This is a genomic window from Paenibacillus curdlanolyticus YK9, assembly GCF_000179615.1.
Taxonomy (GTDB): Bacteria; Bacillota; Bacilli; order Paenibacillales; family Paenibacillaceae; genus Paenibacillus_T; species Paenibacillus_T curdlanolyticus.
The window spans coordinates 432458-456316 of sequence record NZ_AEDD01000001.1; the positions used below are offsets into that span (position 1 = coordinate 432458).

Here is a 23859-nt window from a genome sequence, read left to right on the forward strand (position 1 = left end):
GAGAATGGGCATGGCAGCAATTGCAAGAGCATTAACGATAGCGGGCTCTGATAGCGGCGGGGGAGCGGGCATTCAAGCCGATTTAAAAACCTTTCAGGAGCTAGGCGTTTACGGAATGACGGCTTTAACCGCCGTGACGGCGCAGAACACGCTGGGCGTTCAAGGGATCTATCCGATGTCGGTGGAAGCGGTGCAGCAACAAATGGATGCGATCGGCGAAGATATCGGCACGGATGCAGTGAAGACGGGCATGCTGTTCAACAGCGACATCATTCGCGGCGTTAGCGAGAAGCTCGTGCAATATCGTTGGGACAAGGTCGTTGTAGATCCCGTTATGATTGCAAAAGGCGGCTCCGTGCTGCTGTTGGAGGAGGCCGTTCGCGCGCTGCGCGACATCCTTCTGCCGCTGTCGCTAGTCGTGACGCCTAACGTGCCAGAAGCTGAATTGATTGCGGGCATTTCGATTCAAGGGCTCGACGGGCGAAAAGAAGCAGCGCGCATCATAGCTGATCTTGGCGCGAGGCATGTCGTGATGAAGGGCGGCCACGATGAGTCGAATCCGGATGAAGTGATCGACTTGTTGTTCGACGGACGGGACTTTTACGAATTCTGCGGGCCGCGGTTCGTCACTCGCCATACCCATGGCACAGGCTGTACGTTCGCAGCAGCCGTTACGGCGGAGCTGGCCAAAGGGCGCACGGTCGTGCAAGCCGTCGAATTGGCAAAGGCGTTCATTCAGGCCGCCATCGCAGAGCCGCTGCGATTAGGACAAGGCCATGGCCCGACGAATCATTGGGCCTATCGGAAGCAGCACGGATTCGCGCATCCCACTCATGAAAGCGGTGCGGGCGAATGAGTGCTTCGCAATGGCAGCAGGAGGAGCAGCTTCGCCGGCTCCTTTCGGTCTATTTGATCATGGGCAGCAACAACTGCCTGAAGGATCCGATGGTGGTGTTGGAGGAAGCGATACAGGGCGGCATCACGATGTTCCAGTATCGCGAGAAGGGGAGCGGCGCGCTGGCAGGCGACGAGCGTTTTTCCCTTGCAAGCAGGCTGCGCGGCAAATGCCGGGAGCATCATATTCCGTTCATCGTGAACGATGACGTTGATCTTGCGTTGGCGCTTGATGCAGATGGCGTGCATGTTGGGCAAGAGGATGAGAATGCCTCAGCGGTTAGGCGGCGGATCGGCGCCGATCGGATATTGGGCGTGTCTGCTTATGACTTGCCAGAAGCGGAAGCTGCGATTCGGATGGGTGCCGACTATTTGGGCGTGGGACCGCTGTATCGCACGCAAACGAAGGAGGATGCCAAGGCGGCATCCGGCCTTGACGTTATTGCGTCGATGCGAATGCAGCATATACGCATTCCAATCGTAGGCATTGGCGGCATTAGGCCAGACAATGCGGAGCAAGTCATTGGGGCGGGAGCGGATGGCGTTTCCGTCATTACGGCAATCACGCATGCCGGGGACGAACGGTCAGCGACGAAGGCGCTGAGCGATGCCGTTGAGCGAGGCCTTCACAATCGCGCGAAAGGAGGGTATTTCTTATGAACGAGCCAACTTCTACAGCTTCTAATACAGAGGAGCCTGAGCGAAAGCTGGAAGTGGAGCAGCGCATTGGCGGTACGCAGAGCTTCCTTCTAGGTCTGCAGCATGTGTTCGTCTCGAACGTCTGGCTGGACCCGCTCTTCATTGCCGTTATGATCGGCATGACGCCTTTTATGACATCTGGGCTCATTAATGCGGTATTCGTAGTGGCGGGGTTAGTTACGCTGACCCAAGCGACAAGGCTGGCCAAGCTGCCGATCGTGCAGGGGCCGTCCGCTTCCTTCGACGCGCTAATGATCTCAACTGGCAAAACATCAGGGCTGGCAGCCGCTTCTGGCGGCATGCTCGTGAGCGCCATCGTCGTATTCATCCTGTCAATTACAGGCTGGATCAGCAAGCTTCGAAGCTGGTTTACGCCAGCCGTGGCCGGCACGGTCATATGCGTAGTCGGTATCGCCTTATCGCAATTTACGATGTATGAATTTCTTGGCGGAGCACCGGGGGAACCGGGTTTCTTGGCATCGCCTGTCCTCATTTTATCGATTACAACCGCAGCCATCGTCGTTATCCTTGCGAATTTCGGCCGAGGCTGGCTTCAGCGTTATGCGTTTCTTATCGCGCTGCTTGTTGGAGACGTTGTCGCATGCTGCATGGGCAAAATTGATTTTAGCACGGTGGGCGCGCAGGACTGGTTTGCTTTGCCTAAGCTGCTGCCTTACGGTGCCATCAAGTGGGATATGAGCATCATCGTTTCGTTTTTGATCGCTTATTTGGCTGCTATTATGGAAGCGATGGGCGTCTATCAAGCCGCTTCGGAGGTCACGGACGTCAAGCTGGATGATCGCCGCATCCGCCGAGGGTTTGTTGGCGAATCCTCAGGCTCGATCTTATCCTCATTTTTGGGCGGCTTGCCTACAACGGCTTATGCGCAAAATGTGAGCCTGCTTCGACTGACCCGCACAGGCTCCCGATACCCGATTATATGGGCTGGCGCGATTTTTCTAGTGCTGGGCTTCGTTCCCAAAGCAGGAGCGGTGCTTGCGCTAACGCCATCACCGGTAGTGGGCGGCTTATTCCTGCCGGCAGCGGCAGGGCTTATTATGTCGGGCGTATCGCTATTGACGAAAATGGAAAAAACCGAAGCGAACTTTACGATTGTCGGCCTCGCGATTGTGCTGGCGATTGCATTGCCGGGCAACATGTCCGGCGTTTCGGGATTCTGGGGAACGGTACTGACGAACCAAGTGCTCGTCGGCGCGCTAAGCGTACTGCTGCTTCAGCTTCTGCTCGTTTCCATTCCCAAGCGAATTCGCAAATTGAATAAGTAAGTTGATTTCAAGCTGTGCAGCGCCTGCTGCATGGCTTTTTTTGATGCTGGATGCCGCGGCGGACGCGCAGAGCAAGAACTTTTTTGCAGATGATGGATATTGGCATGGGGGGCGTGAATAGGATGACAATACCCCTCTACTTCAGCACGAAGCTATCGCAGCTGGCGCAGGGCGGCCGATCCGTCTACGGCCGAGACAAATCGGGCGCGCTCGCGTTCAAAAATAGTCAATAATCCAAGTTGCCAGAACATAAGATGAAGTATAAACTAGATACAAGAACTAATTGTCAGAACATTTCGTCATTTCGTAAAAAGGATCGCTATTATCGCTGCAAGGGAGGGATTGCCGTGAACAAGAGCCACGAGGTAGAGTATTGTAATTTGGAGCTGCGATTCGACCGCCGGCAAATCCAGAATCTCATTCGGGACCTTATCCAAGAAGGCTACTCTTTGTATTGGAGCGAAACGGAATATCAATTCCTGATCTCGATCCGCACTGGGCGGAAGCTTGTTAAGCTACGCTTCCAACGAATCAAGCAGCGTTACAAAATCGTAGGCGATTATTTGATTAAAGACGAGAAGCTGTCTGAACTGATTGAAAAGCTGATTAATGACACACGGGGCCACGCAGTTGTTAAGCGGATAAAAGACCGTCAAATTGTCATCGAGAACATTATGTTCGGTGAAATTATACGTTTAGTGGAGGTGTCCGGCATGGAACATCGGATTATTTATCAAAAAAAACCTTTTGTAACGATCGAGGAAATGATTCAGGCGTTCCAATCGAAGAGGGCGGAGGAACGGGCTGCGGTGCTGCGTTACGAGCTTGATTACGAGCTGTCGGTGCTTTACGAGGCGTTAACGAACAATGACGAGGAGACGATCGCAGGCTCCAAGGAAAAGCTGATCGGGCTTCGTTCCGAAATGCTGCAGCTTGAGCTTTAAGGGCACTCTCGACATCACCATAATACTGCCGAATAATCGGCTAACAGGAGCGGGATTCGTCGCCAATAAGGGATGAGTCCCGTTCTTTTGGCTGCTATTATAAAAAACCTTTACGGGTATGATTAGAAATTGTGATGAAAGTGTGGCGGTTTTTTCCTTGTCGACAGTTTTCTTCCGTTGCCAAAAAGAGTACAATAATAATTATTACGAACAAACTACCAGAGAAAAGGGATGGAAGAAACGAATGTCTAAACAACAAATCGGCGTAATCGGCCTTGCTGTAATGGGTAAAAACTTGGCCCTCAACATTGAAAGCAGAGGCTTCACAGTATCGGTCTTCAACCGTTCACGCGAGAAAACGGATGATCTCATCCAAGAAGCAGCAGGCAAAAACCTCGTTCCTACGTACACGATTGAAGAATTCGTCGCTTCCCTCGAAGTGCCGCGCAAAATTTTGATCATGGTACAAGCTGGTGCAGGCACTGACGCAACAATCGACTCGCTCGTTCCGCATTTGTCGGAAGGCGATATTATTATCGACGGCGGCAACGCATACTTCCCTGACACAGTTCGTCGCAGCAAAGCGCTTGAGGCGCAAGGCTTCCGCTTCATCGGCACGGGCGTTTCCGGCGGTGAAGAGGGCGCACTGAAGGGCCCTTCCATCATGCCAGGCGGCCAAGAGTCCGCATACAAGCTGGTTGAGCCAATTCTGACGGCAATCTCGGCTAAAGTAAACGGCGATGCATGCTGCACGTACATCGGACCGGACGGCGCTGGCCACTATGTCAAAATGGTGCACAACGGCATCGAGTACGGCGACATGCAGCTGATCTGCGAAGCCTACAACCTGCTCCAATCCGTTCTTGGCCTGGACGCTAAAGAACTGCATGAAATTTTCACAGAATGGAATAAAGGCGAACTCGACAGCTACCTGATCGAGATCACGGCTGATATTTTCTCCAAATACGATCCAGAAACGGGCAAACCGATGGTTGACGTTATCCTGGACTCGGCTGGACAAAAAGGCACAGGCAAATGGACGAGCCAAAGCTCGCTCGACCTGGGCGTTCCACTGTCGATCATCACGGAATCCGTATTCGCTCGCTTCCTGTCGGCAATGAAAGAAGAGCGCGTAGCAGCTAGCAAGCTGCTCAAAGGACCGAAGCCTGCTCCATTCCAAGGCGACAAAGCAGCATTCATCGAAGCGGTTCGCAAAGCACTGTTCGCGAGCAAAATTTGCTCGTACGCACAAGGCTTCGCACAAATGCGCGCAGCATCCGACGAGTATAGCTGGAACCTGCGTTATGGCGACATCGCTATGATCTTCCGCGGCGGCTGCATCATCCGTGCGCGCTTCCTGCAAAACATCAAGGACGCTTACGATCGCGATCCGAACCTGAGCAACCTGCTGCTTGACCCTTACTTCCAAGAAATCGTCGAGTCGTACCAAGGCGCTTGGCGTGAAGTGGTTGGCACGGCTGTTGCACAAGGCATTCCAGTGCCATCGTTCGCAAGCGCAATCGCATACTTCGACAGCTACCGTACAGAGCGCCTGCCAGCAAACCTGCTGCAAGCGCAACGTGACTACTTCGGCGCTCACACGTTCAAACGTCTGGACAAAGAAGGCTCGTTCCACCACAACTGGATGGGTAACTAATACGCTTAACATGAAGAAGGGTTGTCCTCTAGCGAAAGCTAGGAGGACAACCCTTCTACTGCGTCTGTCAGCCATCGGCGCAGGCGGTCGACCTCATGGTCGCCGTTTTTGCGTTGGATCAGGCTCATGGATGCTTCAGCGAAAGAATGGAATGCTTTAATAAGATTCGGCTGCGAGCTATCCATCAATGTAGGATCGATGTCAGCCACTTTCTTTTTGATATATTCAAGCACCCAGATGACATCTTCCCGGCAAAGCGGATAAGAGGGGTCAAGCAGCCGGTTTAATCGTTTGGAGGCAGGGCTGTCCAGTGGCAGCGGACGAGTTGGTTCATACATAGGCCAGTTCTCCTTCATGTTTTTCTCTACTCTCATCCTTACGGCAAAATGAAGATTTTTATACCAGTTTGTCCGGAAAAAATGGTATGATAAGGCGGTATGTAAAGAGGAGGGTTTCATGATGAGCGAATCAAACCATCCTCATTCGGGCGCTTCGAATACGGGAATCACCGATAAAATTGTTCTAGTCGGATTTATGGGAACGGGCAAATCGACAGTTTCCCGGCTGTTAGCCGAGCAATTGGGCTGGCGTCGAATCGATTCGGATGAAGAAATCGTTCGAGTTACGGGCAAAGCGATTAAGGACTTGTTCGCAGAAGGCGGCGAAGCCCATTTTCGCAGCATTGAGACGGATACGCTGAGGAACATTCTGCAGTCGGATGCGCCGGCAGTTGTTGCGACAGGGGGAGGCGCAGTTCTTCGCGAGGAGAATCGCAGCGCGATGCTTGCACATGCGCTAGTCGTTGCGCTTAAAGCGGACGAAGCCCATATTGTAGAGCGGGTTTCTAGCGATTCATCGCGGCCTTTATTGCAAGGGGATACGGCGGCTAACGTGCGCCGATTGCTGGAGGAGCGGCGGACCGCTTATGATTTTGCACCGCTAATTATCGATACGACAGGGCTAACCCCTGAAGCGGTATGTAAAATAATTGTGGAACAGCGATATCAACTACATAAATAATATAAAAGGGGACTCAACAAACATGGACGTTATCGTAACGCCTACACCGAGATTGCAAGGCGACATTCAGGCGCTTTCTTCCAAAAACTACACAACTCGCTACCTGCTCGTAGCTGCACTGGCTGAAGGTACGAGTACGATTTATTATCCTGCACACAGCGAAGATAGCGATGCTATGCGCCGTTGCATTCGCGATTTGGGCGCGGTTGTCGAAGAGGATGAAGAGAAAATTACGATCACAGGCTTCGGCAGCCGTCCAAGCGACGTGAAAGAGCTGAATGTAGGCAATGCTGGCGCAGTTCTTCGCTTCTTGATGGCGATCGCTTCCCTGAGCCCGGAGGTTACATTCGTTAACACGTATCCGGATTCGCTCGGCAAACGCCCGCATGATGATTTGATCGTATCGCTCGAGCAACTGGGCGCATCGATTGAGCATAATGAAGGCAAGCTGCCGATCACGATTCGCGGGGGTCAACTAAAGGGCGGCAAAATTACGGTGTCCGGCAATATCAGCTCGCAGTTCCTTAGTGCGCTGCTCTTCCTGACGCCAATGCTTGAAGAGGATAGCGAGATTGAAGTGCTTCATGATCTCAAATCCAAAATCGTCATTGGCCAGACGCTGGAAGTTATCGAGCAAGCAGGCATTGTGATCCACGCGAGCGAGGATCTGATGCACTACCGCATTCCAGGCCGCCAGAAGTACGAGGCGAAAACATACCGTGTGCAAGGCGACTATCCGGGTTCGGCAGCCGTTCTTGCGGCAGCAGCCGTAACGGAGTCCGATGTGACGCTGCGCGGGCTGGAAGAGAAGAGCAAACAAGGCGAGCGCGCGATTGTAGATGTGCTCCGCATGATGAATGTGCCATTGACGCACGATAATGCTGTTGTGCGCGTACAGGGCAACGGCAAGCTTAAGGCGCTGGAGTTCGACGGCGACGTGGCGACAGATGCTGTGCTTGCAATGGTAGCTGCCGCTGTATTCGCCGAAGGCACTTCCCGTTTCTACAATGTTGAGAATCTCCGTTATAAAGAGTGCGATCGCATTACCGATTACTTGAACGAGCTGCGTAAAGCAGGCGCTAACGTGGAAGAGCGTCAAAGCGAAATCATCGTCCATGGCCGTCCAGAAGGCGTTGAGGGCGGCGTCGAGATCGATGCGCATTACGATCATCGCGTGATTATGGCGCTAACTGTTGTAGGCCTGCGTTCGAAGCAGCCGATCCGGATTCGCGACGCGCATCATGTAGCAAAATCGTATCCGATCTACTTCGATCATCTGAAGGCGCTCGGCGCGCAAGTCGAGTGGGTTGAATAACACTGTGCCGCCCTATTCAGGGCGGCCAGTCTATTTTAGACTACAGGGAGGTTACATTGATGGCATATACGCATCCATCACGCGACGAAATCCGCACCATCTTGGAGCAGTCGAACACGATTGCGGTTGTCGGGCTGTCAGATAAGCCGGACCGGACATCCTACATGGTTTCCGAGGCGATGCAGGCGAAGGGCTACCGGATTATTCCGGTGAATCCGAATGCGCAAACGATTCTGGGCGAGAAATGTTATCCTTCATTGGCCGATATCCCTGAACCTGTTGATATTGTCAATGTGTTTCGCCGCAGCGAGCACACGCCTCCTGTAGCTGAAGAAGCGGTTGCCATCGGAGCGAAAGTATTGTGGCTTCAGCTTGGCATTGCCAATGAAGAGGCGGCAGCGATTGCTACCGCTGGCGGCGTAACCATCATTATGGATCGCTGCATCAAGGTGGAAGATTCCATTTTGCTGCCGGGCGGCAAATCCAAATAGTGTCAGGATAAAATGCGGTGTCGTTTCCTACAATAAGTGAGGTTTCCGATCGTCATCATAGGCAATTGCTTAGGTAACGATCCGGAGCCGAACTACGTAAGCATCCAAGGAGGACGACATCGCATGTATCAAGGGAACCAGCAAGGAACGACGTTTTCGCAGAACGCACAACAGCCATATCATGCAGGCGGCTATGTGCAGTCGCATTATCAAGGCCAACTTAGCCAACCAAGCTTTGGGCAGCCAGGCGTTCTTCCGGGGAGTTACCAAGCCTCCAGTCATCAGTCCTATGCTGCTCCTCAGGCATATAGCAGCACCCAGAACTTCACGCCAGCATCGCAATCGCTTGGTCCTGTGATTTCTCGCGTAGGCTGGCAAGCAGGCCCTGACTTGCACCAGCAGCCAATGCAGCATAGTTTCACACCTAATCAAACATTCAACCAACAGGCGTCGTCCCATTCGTATACTGCAGGTCCTGTCATTTCCCGATACGGTTATCAAGCTGGCCCTGATTCGTTCGGTCCTGTGAACCAATCGTTCCAGCAACAACAGCATGCGTATCAACCGTCCATTCAACAGGCGCATCAGCCAGTATTCTATGGGGCGACTGCAACATCTGCAACGCATCAGCATCCCGTGTATCAAGCGACGAATGCATATGCCGAAGCGGGTCCTGTCATTCAACATTTTGGCGGATGGGAATCCAATCAACGCTAAACGTGTTTTATTGTAAGAAGCAGGGCTGTTTCCGGTCGAATGACCAGAGGCAGCCCTCCTATTGCGTACACGTTATTTTTTGACAAAATACATAATAGCGCTTACGATCGTACTAGATATCGAGGGGAGGACACAGCAATTGAACGTGCTCGGTAGGATGCAACAGCTAGGTAGATCGGTTATGCTGCCCATGATCGCATTGCCTGCAGCATCAATATTTCTTAGCTTGAGCACTCTGCCATGGGAAAGCGTCGGTTTAGGCAATATGGCTCATTATTTAGCTTTGGCGGGCCATGCGATTTTTGCCTTTCTGCCCTATGTATTTGCGCTTGGCGTAGCTGTCGGCATGTCTGGTAATGCTGGATCGGCCGGAATGGCTGCTCTAGCAGGGATGTTTATCTATGTAGGCATAACGCAGACCAGCAATCCCGATATTCAGCCTACCGTATTTATTGGTGCCATCATGGGGCTTGTGTCAGGTTTAAGCTATGAGCGATTCAAAAATATTAAATTGCCGGAGTATATCCAATTTTTCGGCGGACCTCGTTTTGTTCCGTTATTTGTCAGTGTATTCGCCGTTATCTTCTCCGCTATGATGGTAGGAGCAGCGCCGCATATCCAAGATGGATTGTTTCGCCTTGGAGAAATCGTTAGCTCGGCTGGCGGGTTTGGCGTGTTTTTATATGGGTTTATTCATCGAATACTGGTTGTGTTCGGTTTGCATCATTTATTGAATCATGTTTTCTGGTTTCAAGTGGGCGGGTACACAGAGCCTGATGGGACTGTCGCTTATGGCGATCTTCCGCGTTTTTTTGCTGGAGATCCGACGGCGGGCGCTTATATGGCGGGGCTCTATCCGACGATGATGTTTGCGCTTCCTGCAATTGCGTTTGCTATTATTCAAGAAGCGCGCGAGGATTTGAAGCCCAAAATTCGCAAAACCTTTTTGTCCGCTGCGCTTGCGTCATTCCTTACAGGCGTAACGGAGCCGGTAGAGTTTGCGTTCCTATTCGTCGCGCCTTATTTGTTCGTCATTCACGCTTTATTGTCAGGCGTTATGATGTGGGTTACATACGAGCTAGGCATTCGGCACGGCTTTTCGTTCTCGGCCGGTGCGATCGATTATATTTTGAACGAGCATCTTGCCACGCGAGGACTGCTTATTATCCCGATTGGCCTCGTATTCGGAATTATTTATTACGTACTATTCCGATGGGCCATTCGAAGGTTCCGCATTCCGACGCCGGGACGCGAAGAGGGCTCTCAGCTCGATGAGTGGGCAGGCGATATTCCATATCGCGCGCCATTGATTCTGGAAGCGATCGGCGGCAAAGAAAACATCGTACAGATGGAGGCATGCATTACGCGCCTTCGCTTGAAGGTTGCCAACGAGAAGCTGCTTGACATCAATTCGCTCCGAAATCTCGGTGCTGCCGGGGTAATCCGGCTTGGCGGCGGTCATGTACAGGTCGTATTCGGCACCTTCTCTGAACTCATACGCGAAGAGATGAACAAAGTCATTCGCAATGACCAGACACAGCTGCTGTTCTGTTCGCCAGTCCAAGGCCGGATGATGCCGCTGGAGGAAGTGCCTGACCCGATTTTTGCAGGCAAGCTCGTCGGTCAAGGCGTTGCGTTCATGCCGGATAAAGGCGAACTGGTTTCTCCGGTTAAGGGGACCGTTATTCTCATTTATCCGACGATGCATGCTATCGGCATTCGAACCGAGGAAGGAATCGATGTTCTGCTGCATATCGGCATCGATACGTCGAAGCTTACGGATCATGGCTATTTTCAATCGGTTGTCAGCGAAGGGGAGACGGTTTTGCCAGGTCAGTTGCTTATTCGGTTTGATTTGAATCGGATCCGCAAGGCGAGCAAATCGTTAGCGACACCGATGATCATAACGAACTCCGAACTGGTCAAAACCTGGCGCTTCGCTCCGTTCAAAGCGGTGAAGAAAGGCCAGGCATCGGTCATGTCGGTCGTACTACTAGAGAGAGACGCTGGGGGGGAGAAGCGATGATAAACGGGATCGGCGCATCACCGGGAATTGCAATCGGCAAATCATTTGTTCTACCCAATTGGGAATGGGAGCTAACGGATCAAAAAATCGACGTCGCAGATCTCGCGCGCGAGTTCGAACGTTTATATGAGGGCATTCGCACCTCTAAGGTTGAGATCGAGCAGATGAAGGATGAGCTGCGGGAGGTCGTGGGCACGGAGGAAAGCACAATATTCGATGCTCATCTCGCAATCCTTGATGATCCTGCCTTCATGAATGAAATTCAAGGGATGATTCAACGCCAGTATAAAGCGGCTGAAGTTGCCGTGAAGGAAGCGATCGACCATTTTGTGACGATGTTCGATCTGTTGGATGACGAGTACATGAAGGAACGGGCACTGGATATTAAGGATGTCGGCAATCGCTTGCTTAAACATCTGCTGGGCGCCCCAGAGATCACGTTGCCTTCTGATACGCAGCCCTTTATTCTCGTGGCCAAAGAGCTGTCTCCATCGCAGCTGGCGCATTTGAACCCGCAGCATGTACTGGGCATCGTTACGTTGTCGGGCAGCACGACCTCGCATTCCGCCATTATGGCGCGCGCTCTGGGCATCCCTCTCGTCGTTAGTCTGGTCGTTGAAGAGGCGCCGGAAGATCCGATTCAAACGGGCGAAATGCTCGTTATTGACGGCAATGAAGGCATCGTGCTGATCGAGCCGACCATCGAGGAGATCAAGCAATATGCAGAGCTGCAGCGTGTGCAGCGGGAAGCGCGCCAACGGCTTCGCGGCTTTGCCGATGTATTGCCGGTTACGCCGGATGGCAAGGAATTAGGGCTGGGGGCGAACATCAGCTCGCTGAAGGAGCTCGAAGTCGCATTAAGCAGCGGCGCTTATGGCGTCGGGCTGTTCCGAACCGAATTTTTGTACATGGATCGGCAGCGGTTTCCGCGCGAAGACGAACAGTTTGATGTCTATCGAAGTGTGGCTGATCGCCTTGGCGGCAAGCCGCTTATTATTAGAACGTTGGATATTGGCGGCGACAAACAGTTGGACTATTTCGAATTGCCGGAGGAAGATAATCCGTTTCTCGGGTATCGGGCGATTCGCATTAGCTTGGATCGCACAGACTTGTTCAAGACGCAGCTTCGGGCTATTTTGCGCGCAAGCCATTATGGCCAGGTCAAAATCATGTATCCGCTTATTAGCTCTGTCGAAGAAGTGCAGGGGGCGAATCGCCTCCTTGAGGAAGCGAAGCAAGAGCTGTTATTGGAAGGGATTCCATTCGATTCGCAGCTGGAAACCGGCATCATGATTGAACTGCCAGCGGCGGTTCAAATCGCTGAGCTGCTCGCGGAGGAAGTTGATTTCTTCAGCATCGGAACGAATGATCTTGTCCAATTTACGTTGGCAGTCGATCGGATGAATGAACAAATTTCGTATTTGTATGAGCCGTTCCATCCAGCCATTCTGCGAATGCTGAAGATGACGGTAGAAGCCGCGAAGAAAAACGGCATTAAAGTCAGCGTTTGCGGCGAAATGGCAAGCGATCTCGATGCGCTGCCGATATGGCTTGCGCTGGATGTCGATGAGCTTAGCATGTCGGGGCATTCCATTTTGGAAGTCAAAGAGCGGCTGCTTCGCACGAATCAGTCAGAAAGCCGTGAATTGTTCGCTGAATTGCTGCGCTGCAGAACGAGTGCCGACATTCACGACAAGCTCAAGTCGTTCGTCAAAGCGGTTCATTAAAAAACCGGCTGCCCGTTTAACGGACAGCCGGCTATCTTTTATTACGGTACAGAAGGCTAAGCTCTCGCGCGCAACGCTTCTACGAATGCTTGTCCGTATTCGGGCAAGTCGGGCGGTCTGCGAGCGGAAATCAAGTTTCCATCCACAACGACAGCCTCGTCAAACCACTCGGCACCTGCATTTTCCATGTCATCCCGAATGCCTGGCGTAGAGGTTACTTTACGGCCGTTCAAAATCTTAGCAGATACGAGCACCCAGCCCGCATGGCAGATTTGGCCGATCGGCTTATTCTGGTCGTTCATCTCGCGAACGATATCCAATACTTTCGGATAGCGGCGAATTTTGTCGGGCGCCCAGCCGCCTGGCACGAGAAGGCCATCGATTTTTGCACTGTCCAGCTCGTCATAAGACAAGTCAGCTACAGCGGGAACGCCGTATTTGCCGATATGCTTCTTGCCTTTCTCAGGTCCTGCATAAAGAACAGTCGCGCCTTCCTCGCGAACGCGATAAACCGGGTACCAAAGCTCCAAGTCTTCGAATTCGTCATCAAGCAAGCAAATAATCGTTTGGTTATTCAGACTCATAAGTGCTCCTTTCCAATGCGAAAAATCAGTTTTTCTTACCTTATTGTATCGAAGGTGACGTAATGAAGCAAACCGTATATAAAGCCGATCCTCGCGCAAACCAATGGAGAAGCAGCCGATGGATTCGCGTCTTGCCCGCTATTACATGCATGATCGTTATCTTCATTCTGTCGGCACAGCCGGGAAGTGAGCTGGACACTGTATTTTTACCTTGGTTTCAACAGCTGTTTCCTGCGATGGAAGGCTTTGATTGGGGACATTATATTGCTTATTTTGGTTTAGGCGTCACGTTTGATTGGATGTTCGGGTCTAAATACTCGCGATTGGCTGCATGCTGCTTGATCGTTCTGGCATGCACGTTATATGGGCTTACAGACGAGGTTCATCAGCTGTTTGTGAAAGGCAGAACCTTTGATTTGCATGATTTGCTTCATGATGCGGTCGGCGCTGCGGCAGCAGCTTTATTGTTAAGCATTCCAGCGATTCGAAGCGTGTGGAACAGCCTGCTGCGATAGCAAAAATTACAAAGCGATTTGAGAAGGAATTCAGGCGAACGAAGTCGAAACAGTATCCGATAAACCGCCGTTTAGACGGCTTAACGGACTGCCCTTCAGGCGAAGGAGTGACTTTAGTGTGCAAAAGCTGTGTATGTGCGGAGAAATGATGAAAATGAAACTGCGCACAGTCATTTATTCTGGTAAAGTAGAGATTGATAATGTACCTGTCTATTCATGCAAAGTGTGCAGCCGCAGCGAAGTGTTTCCTGTCGTAAAGCCGGATTTGACCGGCCTGATCGGCAAACTTGGCGCGCATCCGGATAAACAAATATTCCGGTTTAACGAATGGAATGAGTGGGCAAATTTATTAGTGGAGGCATGCAACGGGAAACGAAAAGAACCGGATACCTCGGCCGTCGACAAGCTTGTCGCAGAGCGCATCGATATGCTGCTCGATTTGTACTCGCTTGCCGAGAAGCTTGGGGATGCCGACTGGAAGGAAGATCTCGCTAAGCGATTGGCTCAAATTAGCCATTCTGCCTCCTTACATAGACGTGTGCCCACGTTATAACATTCGTTTGATGAATGACTAATTAGAATGGGGAGGAAACGATAATGACTTTGTACGAAACGTTAACTACAGTTGAGCAATGGGAGGGTGCGGAAGCATCTTCCGCTGAGAAGCCGTTATTCGTTTTCAAGCACAGCACGCGCTGCTCGGTAAGCGCAGAAGCAATTGAAGCATGGACCAAATGGCTGGAAGAAAACCAAGATGCAGGCATTCGCCAAACGCTTGTGAACGTCGTTGAGGATCGGCCAGTGTCCAATGCAATCGCAGAAAAAACAGGCGTGACTCATGCATCCCCTCAAGCGCTTCTCATCGTGAATGGTGAAGTCGTGTGGAATACTTCTCACTGGCATATTACATATGCTTCGCTGGAGGAACATCTTCGCGAACATTGCGGAAAGTAAATTTTTGTCGTATCATTACGTTAACATGAAGCGGTGCGATAAAAATTCGGAGCAATGGAGAGAAGGAACGTGACGGTAACCATTTATGATGTAGCAAGGGAAGCAGGCGTGTCCATGGCAACGGTATCTCGGGTTGTCAACAACAACCCGAACGTTAAGCCTCAGACACGCAAGAAGGTATACGAAGCGATTGAACGCCTCGGCTATCGTCCGAACGCGGTTGCACGCGGATTGGCCAGTAAAAAAACGACGACGGTTGGCGTCGTAATTCCTGATATTTCAAACGCTATTTTTGCTGAAGTTGCGCGCGGAATTGAAGATATTGCCAATATGTATCATTATAATATTATTTTGTGTAACGCAGATAAACGGAAAGAAAAGGAAATCCGTGTCATTAACACGCTACTCGAGAAGCAGGTTGATGGCTTGCTCTTCATGGGCGGCGCTGTTACCGAGGAGCATTTGCAAGCGTTCAAAACGGCTAACGTGCCTGTTGTGCTTTGCGCAACCTCCGATGAGAATGGCCAGATCCCAGCGGTAGATATTAATCATGAGGAAGCTGCCTTTGATGCGGTGAAGACGCTTATCGCCAATGGACATCGCAAAATTGCGATGATCAGCGGCACGCTGCAGGATCCATCGAATGGCTATGCCCGTTTCCATGGGTACAAGCGTGCGCTTGAAGCGGAAGGCATCGCGTATGACGAAGATCTTGTCCGCATTGGTAACTATCGTTATGAATCCGGCGTTGAAGCGGCTAAATATTTCTTAGAGCTCTCTGAGCGGCCTACTGCGATCTTCGCAGCCACGGATGAAATGGCGATCGGCGCGATTCACAGCATTCAGGATGCAGGCCTAAAGGTACCGGATCACGTATCTGTCATCAGTGTCGATAACAGCCGGATGGCATCGATGGTCCGTCCTCAGCTGACGACCGTCGCGCAGCCGATGTATGATATCGGTGCGGTATCCATGCGTTTGCTGACGAAGCTGATGAAGAAGGAAGCGGTTGACCAAGCAAAAGTTATTCTGCCGCATGAAGTCATTACTCGTAATTCGGTAGGAGGACTTGCTTAATGGCTTTTGAACGAATCGGTATTATCGGGGCAATGGTGGAAGAGATTGAGCTCTTGCACCGCCATGTTGAAGTGAAGTCTGAGCAGGTACGAGCAGGCATCACTTATTACGAAGGTACGCTCCATGGAAAAACGGTTATCTACTGCAAATCGGGCGTTGGCAAAGTAAATGCGGCGGTATGCACGCAATTGCTCATCGACCAGAAGGTAGATTCCATTCTGTTTACTGGCGTGGCAGGCGCTGTTGATCCGGCACTGAATATCGGTGATATCGTCGTGTCGACAACATGCCTCCAGCATGATATGGATTGCACGCCGCTTGGATTCGCTCGGGGCCAAATCCCGTTCCAAGAGGTATGGGAATTCCACGCTGACGAGCGCCTCGTAGGCTTGGCGTCCTCCGCTGCTGAGAAGCTGTTCTCCGGCCATCACCGGACAGGCAAGGTGTTATCGGGCGATCAGTTCATTGCGAGCCGTGAGGCTGTTCAAGAGCTGTTTGAGAAGCTGGCTGGAACGTGTACGGAGATGGAAGGCGCAGCAGTTGCACAGGTTTGTGCGATGAATGAAACGCCATTTGTTGTTATTCGTTCGATGTCAGACAAGGCGGACGGTTCAGCTCATGTTAATTTTGCAGAGTTTACGATCGTTGCTGCCAACAACTCTTTCGGAATCATCAATGAAATGATTAGCCAAATGTAGCTTAAATAGCAGAAGGACAGATGCGATGCGAATCGCCATCTGTCCTTCTTTGTCGTACCGCCGCATCATGTATTTCTAGCGTCTAAATACGCTGCAAAACACGAGCCTGCGTCAGCCGATTGGATTCCTCGATCTGGCTGCGGCGAGGCATAGGCTCCCACTTGACCATATCGTCGTGCCAATGAGCAGGCAACTGATCGATCCCGCCGGCGCGTTCTGCCCAAGCTTCCTTCCAATCTTCTGCAATAGGGGATGATGGGCCTGATTCATGATGCGTCAACGGGTGACCAATCATCGTCATCCAAACCAGCGACCAAGCGCGAGGGACAACTTTCCAAATGTCATAGCCGCCTCCGCCTAGCGCGACCCATTTGCCGCCGGTGTAGCGGTCCGCGAGACTTTTAATGATGGCAGGCATTTCATGATAAATGCGCATGCTGCAATGCATGTGAGACAACGGGTCGTATGCATGCGCGTCGCAGCCATGCTGGCTGACGATTAGATCCGGCTGGAACATCCGAGCAGCTTCCTCTACGGTCGCCTGGAAGCACTCTAGCCACGATTCATCCTCGGTGTAAGGCTCAAGCGGAACATTCATACAAGCGCCTATACCTGCGTCAACTCCGCGTTCATGCACGAAGCCTGTTCCAGGGAACAGAAATTTGCCGGTCTCGTGAATGGAATAAGTAAATACATGCTCATTGCTGTAGAAGGTCCATTGGACCCCGTCGCCATGATGGACATCGGTATCGATATATAGGATGCGCGAGCCGTATTTGCTGCGTATATGCTCGATTGCGATTGCGGCATCATTATAAATGCAGAAGCCAGTTCCGCGGTCGGGAAAAGCATGATGAAGCCCGCCTGCCATGTGAAAGGCTCTTGTCGCGAGGCCGCTCATAACGGTTTCAGCTGCATGGACGGAGCCGCCTACGATGGCAGCAGAAGCCTGATGCATGCCTTCAAAATAAGGCGTATCATCCGTTGTAAATCCATATTTAGCTGCTGCAGCAACTGACGCTTCGCTAGGTGTTGCTTCGCTTAATTCCTTAACGGCTTGCACATAGTCTGGACGATGAATGGATAAGATCAGCTCATCATCCGCTGGTGTCGGGACGATGATGTCAGTGCCTTGTAGAGCATCGCTTCGGATCAGCAGGTCTGTGGTTGTTATTAAGCGTGTAGGATCAAAGGGATGATGCTCATTAAACCGATAGCGCTCTGAATCGGGATGATGGATAAATACGGCGTTAGCCGTTGGCATATAGACAAACACCCTTCCTAAAATACGGCGGTTACGATGTGAGATGTGGTGATGCCGCCGATTGCTTAATACATGAATCGTTGCCTGAATCGAACCCGATCAAACTGCTCAACTGAAGCGAGCGGAACGTCTGGCCCTACGCGAACCATTAAGCAATTCGCTGGATGCGAACAGATTTCGGGATCATCCGTTGCGAACCAGATCATGCCAATCGACTGCATGACCCGTTCCATCATTCCGCGATATTCCCACACGCTCAGCTTCATTCCTTCTAAGTCCCAATGCCAGTAATATTCCGTCGTATAAACGATCATTCGGTCGAGCTGACCGTCTGCAAACGCCGTTTGAATCATCCGTTTGCCGATGCCGCCCGATCGATATTCGGCTGCGACCTCGACAGCTCCTAGCTCGATGAGATCGACCATGCCAGCATCCGACCAGCGCTCGAGCTCGTCGGGATAATGGAAGGTGACATAGCCAATAATGGTTTCGCCATCTCGGCAGACGATAATTCGGCCTTCCGGGAGCGCCGCGATTTCGATTAGCGCGGCTAATTGATCGGCAGGGCGGCGGAAAGCGTGGAGTCCTGCATGCATGTGGTATGCTTGCAAGCGTTCGGGAGGTACAGGGCCTTCAATGACGAGTTCGCGGTTGCCTTGGGTTACGGAGATGCGTTGATATCGCTTTATATGCTCCAATGCCAGAATTCCCCCTTTTTCCGTCAACAAATGCGGCAATGGCCTAATTACACTTATAGCAAATCGAAAGTCATTTGAAAAGGATAGTGTCGTTTGTAGGCTCTATGGTATAATATCATAGGTAGAAATGAAAACGCATACTTGCTTGCGCCTTCCAATAGATGAAGGTCGCGATTCGACGGGAGGATGATAAGCATGATCAACTTACATCAAGAACGTATACCGGCAACAGCAGAGCGCACGAACCTTGGAGATTATGATACCGCCCGTGCGCAGTTTGATTGGGAGCAAGTAGAAAGTCACTTCACATGGCATAAGACCGGCAAGGTCAATATGGCGCATGAAGCAATCGATCGACATGTATTGGAAGGCAAAGGCGATAAAGTTGCGCTCCATTATAGCGATGCTGCTCGCGATGAGAGCTGGACATATGGTCAGCTGAGCAAACAATCGAATCGGTTCGCCAATGTTCTGCGCCAGCATGGCGTTGCCAAAGGCGATCGCGTGTTTATTTTTATGCCCCGCACGCCAGAGCTTTATGTCAGCCTACTTGGAGCGCTGAAAGTAGGCGCTGTCGTTGGTCCGCTGTTCGAAGCATTTATGGAAACGGCAGTGAAGGACCGGTTGCTCGATAGCGGCGCTTGTGCGATTGTAACGACGCCGGCATTGGTGCAGCGCATAAAGCGGGACGAATTGCCTAATCTGAAACATATTATTCTCGTTGGCGGTACGGACCCTTCACAGGAAGGTGCGCTGAACTACGAGCAAGAGATGGCAGGCGCTTCAGAAGAGGCAGAGGTAGAGTGGCTTGACCGCGAGGACGGGCTGATTTTACATTATACATCGGGATCGACAGGAAAGCCGAAAGGCGTATTCCATGCCCAAAATGCGATGATTCAGCATTATTATACCGGCCGCGTTGTTCTCGATCTGCGTGAGGATGACGTGTACTGGTGCACAGCTGATCCGGGCTGGGTGACTGGGACGTCCTACGGCATTTTCGCGCCATGGCTTAATGGTGCAACCAATGTGGTGCGCGGCGGCCGCTTCAGCCCGCAGGATTGGTACAGCACGCTTCAGCGTTATGGCGTTACCGTGTGGTACAGCGCTCCAACGGCATTCCGAATGCTGATGGGAGCTGGGGAGGATGTCGTATCAAACTTTGACCTTTCCAGCTTGCGTCATGTGCTAAGCGTAGGTGAGCCGCTTAACCCTGAGGTTGTGCGGTGGGGACTTAAAGTATACAACCAACGCATCCATGACACATGGTGGATGACGGAGACGGGCGGGCAGTTAATCTGCAACTACCCATCCATGGATATCAAGCCAGGTTCCATGGGCAAGCCGCTGCCGGGCGTACGCGCTGCGATCATTGATGATCAAGGCAATGAGCTTCCGCCTTATCGGATGGGTAACTTGGCTGTAGCTGCTCCTTGGCCGTCGATGATGCGCCGCATTTGGAATAATGATGCGAAGTATGAGGAGTATTTCCGAATTCCGGGCTGGTACATTTCCGGAGACTCCGCTTATATGGATGAGGATGGATACTTCTGGTTCCAAGGCCGTATCGACGATGTTATTAATACGTCGGGCGAGCGTGTTGGTCCATTTGAGGTTGAGAGCAAACTGGTTGAGCATCCCGCCGTTGCAGAAGCAGGCGTTATTGGTAAGCCTGATCCAGTGCGTGGCGAAATCATTAAAGCATTCATTGCACTTCGTGAAGGCTTCACGGCTTCAGACGAGCTGAAGGAAGACATCGCGAAGTTTGTCAAAATCGGATTGTCTGCGCATGCATCTCCGCGTGAGATTGAATTCCGAGACAAGCTTCCAAAAACGCGAAGCGGTAAAATTATGCGTCGCGTATTGAAAGCATGGGAGCTCAATTTGCCAACAGGCGATTTGTCGACCATAGAAGATTAAACGAATCGAGCTGCGTTTGGGAGTCAGGGGACCTCCAAACGCAGCTTTTTTCATTTTATTGAAAAAAAGAAGGGCTATTCCGGCGGTCATCTTGACCTTACCGGAATAGCCCTTCACGCGTTTATGCTCTTATTGGCTAACCGCCATATATGAGCGAAGCGGAACTCGATGATTCCCCGCGATCATTAATAGCTGTAACCTGGTAAGCGCCCCCAGTCATCACTGAGACATATTCGAATCGTGTCTCGCTCGTTGAACCGAGTCTTACATACTTGCCATCGTTATTGGCGCTATAATATACATTGTATTTCGTTACTTGATCAGAAACCGCATTCGAGCTCCATGTAATCCGGACGCCCATATCAGTCGCTTCTACAGCTAATCCTGTTGGCGCGGAAGGTAATGGGATGGAGCCTTCCGGCGTTTCCGGTTCAGTTGGTGTACCGCCAGAGTTGGAATTTCCGGTGGACGTGCCGCCGGATGTTCCTCCTGTATTGTCTGTCGAACCGCCTGGCTTCGTGCCCGGCGTTGGGACGCCTGATCCTAAGTCTGGCGTTGTCGGCGGCGTTACAGGATCACTAGGCCCGCTAGAACCGCCTACAGAACGGCTAGGTGCTGATTCATGACCGACAACGTCTACTGCTGTTACGTAATAAGTGAAGGCAGCGCCAGCTGGCGTTGCCGTCGAGAAGACGGTTTTTTCGCCGACTAAGATTGAATCGCCAATTTTTTTGAATGGCGCCCCCGGCCGATCAGAGCGATATAGGCGATAGCCAACAACGTCTGCTTCTGGGCTCGGATTGAATGTCACATTCGATGCAGAAGCACTTACTGATGCCAGCCTAACATTAGCAGGTGCGCTAGGCGCGCTGCCGTCGTCTTGTCTTGGATCCGTTTTGGATGGTGCATTGTTCTCCGCATCCTCTGGCAAGAAGAATGACATTGGCCGGCGTTTGCTGGAAGGCAATGCCGATTGTGCATGTTGAATTTCTTCCATCAACACATCGAGCGGATTTTTCCGTTTGACGACGATCTGCTCGCGAACCATATCGGACGGCGTAGCAATATTCGGGACGTAATTCACACCGTTATAAGGGATGAATGCCATCTTAACGAGTGCGTCATCAGATGTTCTCGGCAAATACTTTTTGTTAAACCAGTCCGTTACCAGAAGTCCGGCTTGTCTGGTCAGATCTGTCGGAAGCTTCCCGCTGACGCTGGACACGGTAGCTCGAACGATTCCGTCAGGCTTGGACCATGACTTGGTCGGGAACAATTCGGGCTCGGCAGCAGTCACTTCGTTCATGATGAGCGTCCAGATCGAGCGAGCGCGCGAGCGTCCGTCTTTAGACAAGGTGTGAATGGATTTCTCGTAGCCAGCCCATACGCCAAGTGTAATGTCAGGTGTGAATCCCATAAACCAGACATCGCCATAATCCTGTGTAGAACCGGTCTTGCCGGCAACTGGAATTTTGCCATATTGCTTAAATTTAGATTTTACAGAGTGAGCGGTACCATTCGCATCGGAGATAACAGTGCTGAGCATGTCTGTCATCAAGAATGCGGTTTGCTCGGAATAAACCCGTTTTGGCTGAGCCTTATGCTCGTAGACGACTTTGCCTGTAGAATCTGTAATCTTGGAAATCATGTATGCGTCATTGAAAACGCCTTTGTTCGGAACCGTGCCGTAAGCATTGGTCAGCTCTTCAACCGTTACGCCTTTGCTTAGGCCGCCGATAACGCCAGTTTGGGCATGATCATCCTCAGGCTGCAAGGTTGTGATGCCTAATGAACGAGCGAATTTCCATGCGTTATCGATTTTGACGTCGTCAAGGAAAAGCTTAAGCGCTGGCAAATTGAGCGAGCGGTTCAATGCTTCTCGCGCCGTAACGAGGCCGAGATAACGATTGTTCGAGTTTTTAGGAATATGATAGCCCTTCTGTCCGTCTTTCAGAACGATAGGGGCATCGTCCAATACGCCAGCTGGCTGGATATAACCGTTCTCTAATGCTGGCAAGTAAGCGGCGATCGTCTTCATCGTCGAACCAGGCTGACGCGTCATTTGAGTCGCGAAGTTCATTTGCTCTTCGTAGAAATCGCGGCCCTCTAGCATGCCAAGAATGGCGCCTGTCCGATGATCAATCATAATGCCGGCGATTTGCTCGATTCCTTTTTCCTTGCTGTCTGGCGCAAAGTTTTCTGGATTCTCGCCAATCTTATGCATGAGGTTGTAGATTTTCTTATCAATCGTCGTATACACGCGATATCCGCCGCGCTGAAGCTGCTCGCGTGCTTCCTCAAGCAGGCTTGGATTTTCTGCGATTTTCTCTTTCGTCAAATCAGGATCCTGCTGCAAAAGCAAAATCTCGGCTGCTTCGCGCTCAGATTCCAGCATGAGATAAGGGAAGGTCGCGTACGCTTTCTTCGTTGGCTTCGCCATTGAAGAGCGAATGTCGAATTGCAATGCTTCATCGTATTGCTGCTTCGTAATCCGGCCTTTGTTCAGCATGTAATTAAGCACGTTATGCTGGCGTTCAATCGCGTATTTGAGCCCTTTCTCGTTCCATTCGCCCTTGCCATTATAGGCGGTATAGGCGGATGGACGCTGCGGCAAACCGGCAAGATAGGCCGACTGCGCAATGTTCAGCTGATTTAAGTCGGAAATATTAAAAATGCCTTTGGCTGCTGCTTTAATGCCATATAAATTGTAGCCGCTTGAGCCATTGCCGAAAGGCACCTTGTTCAGGTAAGCCGTTAGGATCTCATCCTTGGTGATGAAACGCTCCATGCGAATGGATAGGAAGATTTCCTTTACCTTACGGCTGTCTGACTTGTCTAGACTGAGGAACATGCGTCTGGCGATCTGCTGCGTCAGCGTACTGCCGCCAGTCTGCGTTTCTTTGTTCATTACCTTCTGTAAAACTGCCCTCGCGGTACCCTTCAAGTCTATGCCAAAGTGCTCATAGAAGTTATTATCCTCCGTGGCAAGCACTGCATCTATGACTTGCTTCGGAACATCCTTGAGCTCGACTACGCGTCGATCCTCTTCCGTTCGCAATTGCCCGATCGGCGTAACGTTATCGTTAAAATAAACGAAGCCGGTTTCTGAATTGTCAACGAGCTTCTCTTCAATGAGCGCTCGAGGACGAACAGGCTCGTCCTTTACGAATGATGCGACATAGCCAGTTGCAATGCCTCCTGCGAATAAGCCGATCATAAGTCCGAAAATGAACATCCATTTAAAGGTGATCCAAACGACGAGACCGAACGTTCGCCATTTGCTATGTACCGCGGGTGATGATGACTTCGGTTCTTCTGCCATACAAGCCAATTCCTCCTCCGATTAACAGACCTATTATAGCATAATTCGAGC

At 51.4% G+C, this 23859-nt stretch carries 22 protein-coding genes; 17 read left to right on the forward strand and 5 right to left on the reverse strand.

Going from position 1 to position 23859, the window contains the following annotated elements; translation table 11 throughout:
• Positions 1–10 precede the first annotated feature (10 nt).
• From thiD to gndA, 5 genes are all read left to right on the forward strand, one after another.
• Positions 11–856 (forward strand): bifunctional hydroxymethylpyrimidine kinase/phosphomethylpyrimidine kinase, encoded by an 846-nt coding sequence (gene thiD / locus PAECUDRAFT_RS02005; protein ID WP_006036421.1) that lies wholly within the window; start codon positions 11–13, stop codon positions 854–856.
• On the forward strand, positions 853–1554 hold the full coding sequence (gene thiE / locus PAECUDRAFT_RS02010) for a thiamine phosphate synthase (RefSeq protein ID WP_006036422.1): 702 nt from the start codon (positions 853–855) through the stop codon (positions 1552–1554). The genes thiD and thiE overlap by 4 nt, the downstream gene beginning before the upstream one ends.
• Positions 1551–2879: a uracil-xanthine permease family protein gene (locus PAECUDRAFT_RS02015; protein ID WP_006036423.1), complete on the forward strand. Its 1329-nt coding sequence runs from the start codon at positions 1551–1553 to the stop codon at positions 2877–2879. The genes thiE and PAECUDRAFT_RS02015 overlap by 4 nt, the downstream gene beginning before the upstream one ends.
• 347 nt (positions 2880–3226) lie before the next feature.
• Positions 3227–3823 (forward strand): hypothetical protein, encoded by a 597-nt coding sequence (locus PAECUDRAFT_RS02020; RefSeq protein ID WP_006036424.1) that lies wholly within the window; start codon positions 3227–3229, stop codon positions 3821–3823.
• 244 nt (positions 3824–4067) lie between these two features.
• Positions 4068–5480: an NADP-dependent phosphogluconate dehydrogenase gene (gndA, locus tag PAECUDRAFT_RS02025; protein ID WP_006036425.1), complete on the forward strand. Its 1413-nt coding sequence runs from the start codon at positions 4068–4070 to the stop codon at positions 5478–5480.
• 38 nt (positions 5481–5518) lie between these two features.
• Here gndA and PAECUDRAFT_RS02030 read toward each other — a convergent pair whose 3' ends face one another.
• A complete protein-coding gene (locus tag PAECUDRAFT_RS02030) occupies positions 5519–5818 on the reverse strand; it encodes a hypothetical protein (RefSeq protein ID WP_006036426.1) in 300 nt (99 codons plus the stop codon).
• 121 nt (positions 5819–5939) lie between these two features.
• On the opposite strand from PAECUDRAFT_RS02030, the gene PAECUDRAFT_RS02035 reads away from it, so the two are divergent.
• The 6 genes from PAECUDRAFT_RS02035 (at position 5940) to ptsP (ending at position 12776) form a co-directional block, all read left to right on the forward strand.
• A complete protein-coding gene (locus tag PAECUDRAFT_RS02035; protein ID WP_006036427.1) occupies positions 5940–6500 on the forward strand; it encodes a shikimate kinase in 561 nt (186 codons plus the stop codon).
• A 22-nt stretch (positions 6501–6522) separates the two neighbouring features.
• Complete coding sequence (gene aroA / locus PAECUDRAFT_RS02040) at positions 6523–7815, forward strand: 3-phosphoshikimate 1-carboxyvinyltransferase (protein ID WP_006036428.1); 1293 nt, start codon at positions 6523–6525, stop codon at positions 7813–7815.
• Between the two features lie 59 nt (positions 7816–7874).
• The gene (locus PAECUDRAFT_RS02045) at positions 7875–8306 is read left to right on the forward strand and encodes a CoA-binding protein (RefSeq protein ID WP_006036429.1); all 432 of its coding nucleotides are present in this window, start codon (positions 7875–7877) and stop codon (positions 8304–8306) included.
• A 123-nt stretch (positions 8307–8429) separates the two neighbouring features.
• Positions 8430–9023 carry a hypothetical protein gene (locus tag PAECUDRAFT_RS02050; protein WP_006036430.1) on the forward strand — a complete coding sequence of 198 codons (594 nt, stop codon included), beginning with the start codon at positions 8430–8432 and terminating at the stop codon, positions 9021–9023.
• A 139-nt stretch (positions 9024–9162) separates the two neighbouring features.
• A complete protein-coding gene (locus tag PAECUDRAFT_RS02055) occupies positions 9163–11049 on the forward strand; it encodes a glucose PTS transporter subunit IIA (protein WP_006036431.1) in 1887 nt (628 codons plus the stop codon).
• Entirely contained in the window at positions 11046–12776 is a 1731-nt protein-coding gene (gene ptsP / locus PAECUDRAFT_RS02060; RefSeq protein ID WP_006036432.1) for a phosphoenolpyruvate--protein phosphotransferase, read from the forward strand. Before PAECUDRAFT_RS02055 ends, ptsP begins: the two co-directional genes overlap by 4 nt.
• Before the next feature lie 56 nt (positions 12777–12832).
• Here the strand turns inward: ptsP and PAECUDRAFT_RS02065 are convergent, their stop codons facing one another.
• Positions 12833–13360 carry a type 1 glutamine amidotransferase domain-containing protein gene (locus PAECUDRAFT_RS02065; RefSeq protein ID WP_006036433.1) on the reverse strand — a complete coding sequence of 176 codons (528 nt, stop codon included), beginning with the start codon at positions 13358–13360 and terminating at the stop codon, positions 12833–12835.
• A 62-nt stretch (positions 13361–13422) separates the two neighbouring features.
• Between PAECUDRAFT_RS02065 and PAECUDRAFT_RS02070 the strand changes: the two genes are divergently transcribed.
• The 5 genes from PAECUDRAFT_RS02070 (at position 13423) to PAECUDRAFT_RS02090 (ending at position 16604) form a co-directional block, all read left to right on the forward strand.
• Complete coding sequence (locus PAECUDRAFT_RS02070) at positions 13423–13875, forward strand: VanZ family protein (protein WP_006036434.1); 453 nt, start codon at positions 13423–13425, stop codon at positions 13873–13875.
• Between the two features lie 154 nt (positions 13876–14029).
• A complete protein-coding gene (locus PAECUDRAFT_RS02075) occupies positions 14030–14428 on the forward strand; it encodes a hypothetical protein (RefSeq protein ID WP_324603654.1) in 399 nt (132 codons plus the stop codon).
• A gap of 44 nt (positions 14429–14472) precedes the next feature.
• Positions 14473–14829, forward strand: coding sequence for a bacillithiol system redox-active protein YtxJ (gene ytxJ / locus PAECUDRAFT_RS02080; protein WP_006036436.1), 357 nt, complete (start codon positions 14473–14475; stop codon positions 14827–14829).
• 69 nt (positions 14830–14898) lie between these two features.
• Positions 14899–15906 carry a catabolite control protein A gene (ccpA, locus tag PAECUDRAFT_RS02085; RefSeq protein ID WP_006036437.1) on the forward strand — a complete coding sequence of 336 codons (1008 nt, stop codon included), beginning with the start codon at positions 14899–14901 and terminating at the stop codon, positions 15904–15906.
• Positions 15906–16604 (forward strand): 5'-methylthioadenosine/adenosylhomocysteine nucleosidase, encoded by a 699-nt coding sequence (locus PAECUDRAFT_RS02090; RefSeq protein ID WP_006036438.1) that lies wholly within the window; start codon positions 15906–15908, stop codon positions 16602–16604. The genes ccpA and PAECUDRAFT_RS02090 overlap by 1 nt, the downstream gene beginning before the upstream one ends.
• 82 nt (positions 16605–16686) lie before the next feature.
• Here the strand turns inward: PAECUDRAFT_RS02090 and PAECUDRAFT_RS02095 are convergent, their stop codons facing one another.
• Together PAECUDRAFT_RS02095 and PAECUDRAFT_RS02100 are read right to left on the reverse strand one after the other, a co-directional pair.
• Positions 16687–17868: an acetoin utilization protein AcuC gene (locus PAECUDRAFT_RS02095; RefSeq protein ID WP_006036439.1), complete on the reverse strand. Its 1182-nt coding sequence runs from the start codon at positions 17866–17868 to the stop codon at positions 16687–16689.
• 65 nt (positions 17869–17933) lie between these two features.
• The gene (locus PAECUDRAFT_RS02100; protein WP_006036440.1) at positions 17934–18566 is read right to left on the reverse strand and encodes a GNAT family N-acetyltransferase; all 633 of its coding nucleotides are present in this window, start codon (positions 18564–18566) and stop codon (positions 17934–17936) included.
• 195 nt (positions 18567–18761) lie between these two features.
• On the opposite strand from PAECUDRAFT_RS02100, the gene acsA reads away from it, so the two are divergent.
• On the forward strand, positions 18762–20486 hold the full coding sequence (acsA, locus tag PAECUDRAFT_RS02105) for an acetate--CoA ligase (RefSeq protein ID WP_006036441.1): 1725 nt from the start codon (positions 18762–18764) through the stop codon (positions 20484–20486).
• Positions 20487–20622: 136 nt separating this feature from the next.
• Here acsA and PAECUDRAFT_RS02110 read toward each other — a convergent pair whose 3' ends face one another.
• A complete protein-coding gene (locus PAECUDRAFT_RS02110) occupies positions 20623–23808 on the reverse strand; it encodes a transglycosylase domain-containing protein (protein WP_006036442.1) in 3186 nt (1061 codons plus the stop codon).
• Between the last annotated feature and the right edge of the window lie 51 nt (positions 23809–23859).